Source organism: Streptomyces sp. ISL-100, assembly GCF_018614615.1.
GTDB lineage: Bacteria > Actinomycetota > Actinomycetes > Streptomycetales > Streptomycetaceae > Streptomyces.
Window position 1 is genome coordinate 1 of sequence record NZ_JAGGOK010000107.1, and the last position, 5,402, is coordinate 5,402.

A 5,402-nucleotide genomic window follows, 5' to 3' on the forward strand; every position below is an offset into this window, starting at 1 on the left:
CGCATCTGGCGGCGTTGAGCGCTGCTGGTGGTGTGGAGGGTGTTCTGCCGGCGAAGTCGTTGGTGTTGGGTGGCGAGGCGGCATCTCCCATGTGGGTTCGGGAGTTGGTGGGCGCGGCGGGTGAGCGGGGGGTGTTCAACCACTACGGCCCGACAGAGACCACCATCGGCGTGGCGACCGCCCGGCTCTCCGCGGAACACGTCTCCGGTGATGCGATCCCGGTCGGCTCGCCCATCGCCAACACTCGCTTCTATGTCCTGGACGAGCACCTGCGGCCCGTTCCGACGGGCGTCGTGGGCGAGTTGTATGTCGCCGGTGCGGGACTGGCCCGCGGGTATGTGGGGCGTGCGGCCCTGACGGCGGAGCGATTCGTTGCCGCCCCGTTCTCGTCCTCGGGTGAGCGCATGTATCGCACGGGTGACCGGGCGAAGTGGACGTCGGACGGCCAGGTGGTGTTCGTCGGCCGTGCGGACGAACAGGTGAAGATCCGTGGTTTCCGGATTGAGCCGGGCGAGGTGCAGGCCGTGCTGACCGCGCATCCGCGCGTCGCCCGGGCGGCGGTCATCGCCCGTGAGGACACTCCGGGGGACACGCGGCTGGTGGCTTATGTGGTCCCCGACGACCCGGAGAGCGGTGAACTCGCGGCTGAGGTAAAGGCATTCGCCGCGCAGCGGCTGCCGGAGCACATGGTGCCCGCGTCCGTCGTGGTCCTCGACGTACTGCCGCTGACCGGCAACGGAAAGCTGGACCGCAGGGCCCTGCCCGCGCCGGACTACGCCGCCACGGCGGGCGTCGGCAGAGGCCCGGCCAACGTGCGGGAGGAAGTCCTGTGCGCCGCGTTCGCGGAGGTCCTCGGTCTGGAGAGCGTGGGGGTCGACGACGACTTCTTCGAGCTTGGCGGGCACTCGCTGATCGCCGTGCGGCTGGTTGAACTGCTGCGTTCCCGTGGCGTGTCGGTGTCGGTGCGTGCGCTGTTCGACACCCCGACGGTGGCCAGCCTCGCGGCCTCGACGGGTACTGAGCAGGTGGTGGTGCCGGAGAACCTGATTCCGGCGGACGCGGTGGAGATCACGCCGGAGATGCTGCCGCTGGTCGACCTGTCGGCCGAGGAGGTCGAGCGGATCGTCGCCACGGTCGAGGGTGGTGCGGCGAACGTGGCGGACGTGTATCCGCTGGCTCCGTTGCAGGAGGGCCTGCTTTTCCACCACATGCTCGCCGAGGGAGGCGAGGACGCCTATGTGATGCCGGCGGTGCTGGAATTTGACTCCCGTGCCCGGTTGGACAAGTTCGTGGCAGCGTTCCAGCGTGTGGTGGACCGGCAGGACATCTACCGTACGTCGCTCGTGTGGGAAGGGCTGCGGGAACCGGTTCAGGTGGTGTGGCGCAGGGCGCCGCTGCACATCCGGGAGACGGAACTGGATCCACACGGCACCGACCCGATCGCCGAACTGGTAGCGATCGGCGGGATGTCGATGGACCTCGGCCGCGCTCCGCTCATCGACGTGCACGTCGCGGCCGACCCCGGCAGCGACCGGTGGCTGGCACTGCTGCGCGTCCACCACGTCGTGCGGGACGGCACCGGGCTCGAAGTGCTGCTGGGGGAGGTGGAGGCCTTCCTGGAGGGACGGGAGGCCGAGCTGCCGGATCCGCTGCCGTACCGGAACTTCGTGGCACAGGCGCGCGGCGGGATGGACCGCTCGGAGCACGAGCGGTACTTCGCCGAACTGCTGGGAGACGTCACGGAGGCGACGGCGCCGTTCGGGCTGGTCGACGTGCGCGGTGACGGCATGGAAATAGTGCGGGCGCAGGTCACGTTCGCCACGGAACTGGACGAACGGCTGCGTGCGGCCGCGCGTCGCGCGGGGGTGAGCCCGGCGACGGTGATGCACGTGGCCTGGGCGCGTGTTGTGGCGGCGCTCAGCGGACGCGATGACGTGGTCTTCGGAACCGTGTTGTTCGGGCGGATGAACGCCGGAATGGGGGCGGACCGAGTCGCCGGCCCGTTCATCAACACGCTCCCGCTCCGCGTCCGTATCGACGACCAGGGTGTGCTGGCCGCTTTATCGGGGATGCGGACACAGCTGGCCGCGCTGATGGAGCACGAGCACGCGCCGCTGGTTGTGGCGCAGCAGGCGAGCGCGGTGGGCAGCGACGCGCCGCTGTTCACCACCTACATCAACTACCGGCGCAACGCGGGCCAGGACCTGGACGAGCGCTGGGACGGGGCGATGGAGGGCACCCGTCTGGTGTTCTCACACGAACGCACCAACTTCCCGGTGGGCGTCTCGATCGCCGACGACGGTCGGGCGCTGGTGCTCTTCGTGGATGCCGTGGTGTCCGTGGACGCGGACGCGGTCGGTGCGCTGGTCACCACCACTGTCGAGGGGCTGGTGTCCGGACTGGAGGACGCCCTGGACGGTGGCCCGGAGCTGCCGCTGAGCGCGGTGGAGGTGCTCGACGACGGTGAGTGCCACCGGCTGCTGACCGAGTGGAATGACACGGCGGTGGATGTTGCGGCTGCGACGGTGCCGGAGTTGTTCGAGGCGCAGGTGGTGCGTACGCCGGATGCGGTGGCGGTTGTTGCTGAGGGTGTTGAGGTGTCGTATGCGGAGTTGGATGCGCGGGCGAATCGTCTTGCGCGGCTGCTGGTTGCCCGGGGGGTCGGCCGGGAGTCGGTTGTGGGTGTGTGTTTGGAGCGGGGTGTGGAGTTGGTGGTGGCGTTGTTGGGTGTGTTGAAGGCTGGGGCGGCGTATGTGCCGGTTGATCCGGAGTTTCCGGTGGAGCGGGTGGCGTCGGTGGTGTCGGATGCGGGTGTTGGTGTGGTGGTGACGGCTGCGGGGCTGGGTGGGGTGGTGCCGGAGGGTGTGGCGCGGGTTGTGCTGGATGATCCGGCGGTGGTCGCTCGGCTGGCCGCGCTGGACGACGGCGCGGTGACGGCCGAAGAGCGCGGCAGTGAGCTGCTGCCGCGGCATCCGGCGTATGTGATGTTCACGTCGGGGTCGACGGGGCGTCCGAAGGGCGTGGTGGTGGAACACCGGTCCGTGGTGAGCCTGCTGACGTGGGCGGCATCGGAGTTCGGCGGTGAGCAGTTCGCTCGGGTGCTGGTGTCGTCGTCGTTCACCCTCGACGTGTCGGTGTTCGAGTTGTTCGGCCCGCTGGTGTCGGGCGGCAGCGTTGAGGTGGTGCCGGATCTGCTGGCGCTGGCGGATCCGGAGCGTGCGCCGGGTGGAGTGAGTCTGGCTTCCGGAGTGCCGTCGGCATTCGCGCAGGTGCTGGCCAAGGGCGCCCCGGCCGTGCGCCCGGGTACGGTCGTTCTTGCCGGTGAGGCCTTGACGACCGATGCGGTGGGCGGCATCCGGGCGGCGCTGCCCGGGGCGCGGGTGACCAGCATCTACGGCTCGACCGAGGCGACCGTGTACAGCACCGCCTGGTCGGCGGCTGACGACGGTGATGTGGCCGGGCCGGTGCCGATCGGCCGCCCGATCGCGAACGCCGGGGTGTATGTGCTGGACAGGCGGCTGCGTCCCGCGCCGGTGGGGGTCGCGGGTGAGCTGTACATCGCGGGGGCGGGCCTGGCGCGCGGCTATCTGGGCCGTGCGGGGCTGACCGCGGAGCGGTTCGTGGCGTCTCCGTTCTCGGCGCTCGGGGAGCGGCTGTACCGCACCGGGGACGTAGCGCGGTGGAACGCCGACGGACAGATCGAGCGCCTGGGCCGAACGTTGTCGGTGGACGGGGAGCTGGATCTCAAGGCCGAGACGGCACCCGGACACACGGCGGCGGGCGCAAGTCGAGGGCCGGCGAATGTGCAGGAGGAGATCCTGTGCAGTGTGTTCTCCGACGTCCTCGGGCTGGGGAACGTCGGCGTCGACGACGACTTCTTCGTCGTCGGCGGCCACTCCCTCCAAGCGGTCCGGCTGGTGAGCCGGATCCGGTCGGTGCTGGGCGTTGAGATGCCGCTGCGGATGCTGTTCGAGGCGCCGACGGTCGCCAAACTGGCGACGCGCCTGAGCCGCTCGGCGGACGCGGCCCGGTTGGCGCTCAAGGCGGGCATCCGTCCTGACCGGATGCCCCTGTCTTTCGCCCAGCAGCGGCTGTGGTTCCTCGGTCAACTGGAGGGCCCGAGTGCGACGTACAACGTGCGGTCCGTACTGCGCTTGTCGGGCGAGGTGAACAGGGAGGCACTGAACGCCGCGCTGCGGGACGTCATCGGGCGGCACGAGGTGCTGCGCACGGTCTTCCCGACGGCGGACGGTGAGCCCTACCAGCAGGTCCTCGACGTGGACGGCCTGTCCTGGGAGCTTCGGACAACGCAGGTGACGCCTGACGGGCTCAAGGACGCCATCGCCGAGGCCGAGGGGTACGCGTTCGACCTCGCAGCCGAGATTCCGATCCGGGCGTGGCTGTTCGAGGCCGGCGCGGAGCAGGTGCTGGTTCTGGTGATGCACCACATCGCGGGCGACGGCTGGTCGATGGGGCCGTTGGCGCGGGACATCTCGGTGGCGTACGCGGCGTGGTGCGAGGGCCGGGCTCCGCAGTGGGACCCGCTGCCGGTGCAGTACGCCGACTACGCGCTCTGGCAGCGGGATCTGCTGGGGGACGGGGGCGATGCCGACAGTGTGATGGCGCGACAGGTGGCGTATTGGCGGGATGCGTTGGCAGGCGCGCCGGAGGAGTTGCAGCTGCCGTTCGACCGCATGCGGCCTGCGGTGGCTTCGCATCGTGGCCACAGCGTGGCGCTGAACATTCCGGCCGAGGTGCACGCGCGGCTGGTGGAGGTGGCGCGGGCCGAAGGCGTGACCATGTTCATGGTGTTGCAGGGCGCGCTGGCGGTGATCCTTTCCAAGCTCGGCGCCGGCACGGACATCCCGATCGGATCGCCGAACGCGGGCCGTACCGACGAGGCGCTGAACGACCTGGTCGGCTTCTTCGTGAACACGCTGGTGCTGCGTACGGACCTGTCGGGCGACCCGACGTTCCGTGAGGTGCTTGGCCGCGTACGGGAGACGAGCTTGTCGGCGCTCGCGCACCAGGACGTGCCGTTCGAAAAGCTGGTCGAGGAACTTGCCCCGACCCGCTCGATGGCCCGCCACCCGCTGTTCCAGGTGATGCTGACGCTGCAGAACAACGACGAGGCAGAGCTCAACCTGCCCGGCGTGCGGGTCGATGGGCTGGGCGGCGGGTCTGCCGTGGCCAACTTCGACCTGGACTTCTCGGTTGTGGAGCTGTTCGACGCGACAGGTGCGCCGGCCGGTCTGGGCGGTTCGGTGCGTGCGGCGGCGGATCTCTTCGACGCGGAGACCGCCGACCTGATCGTGGAGCGACTGCGACACGTTCTGATGACGCTGGCCGAGGATCCGCAGGCCGCCATTGGGACAGTGGATCTCTTTGATGAGGTTGAGCGG

1 protein-coding gene is annotated in these 5,402 nt (G+C 69.8%); it reads left to right on the plus strand.

All coding sequences use genetic code 11. The features are described from left to right. Window positions 1-62: 62 nt before the first annotated feature. On the plus strand, window positions 63-5,402 hold a 5,340-nt coding region (locus J7E89_RS36785), incomplete at its 3' end, for a non-ribosomal peptide synthetase (protein ID WP_308315722.1).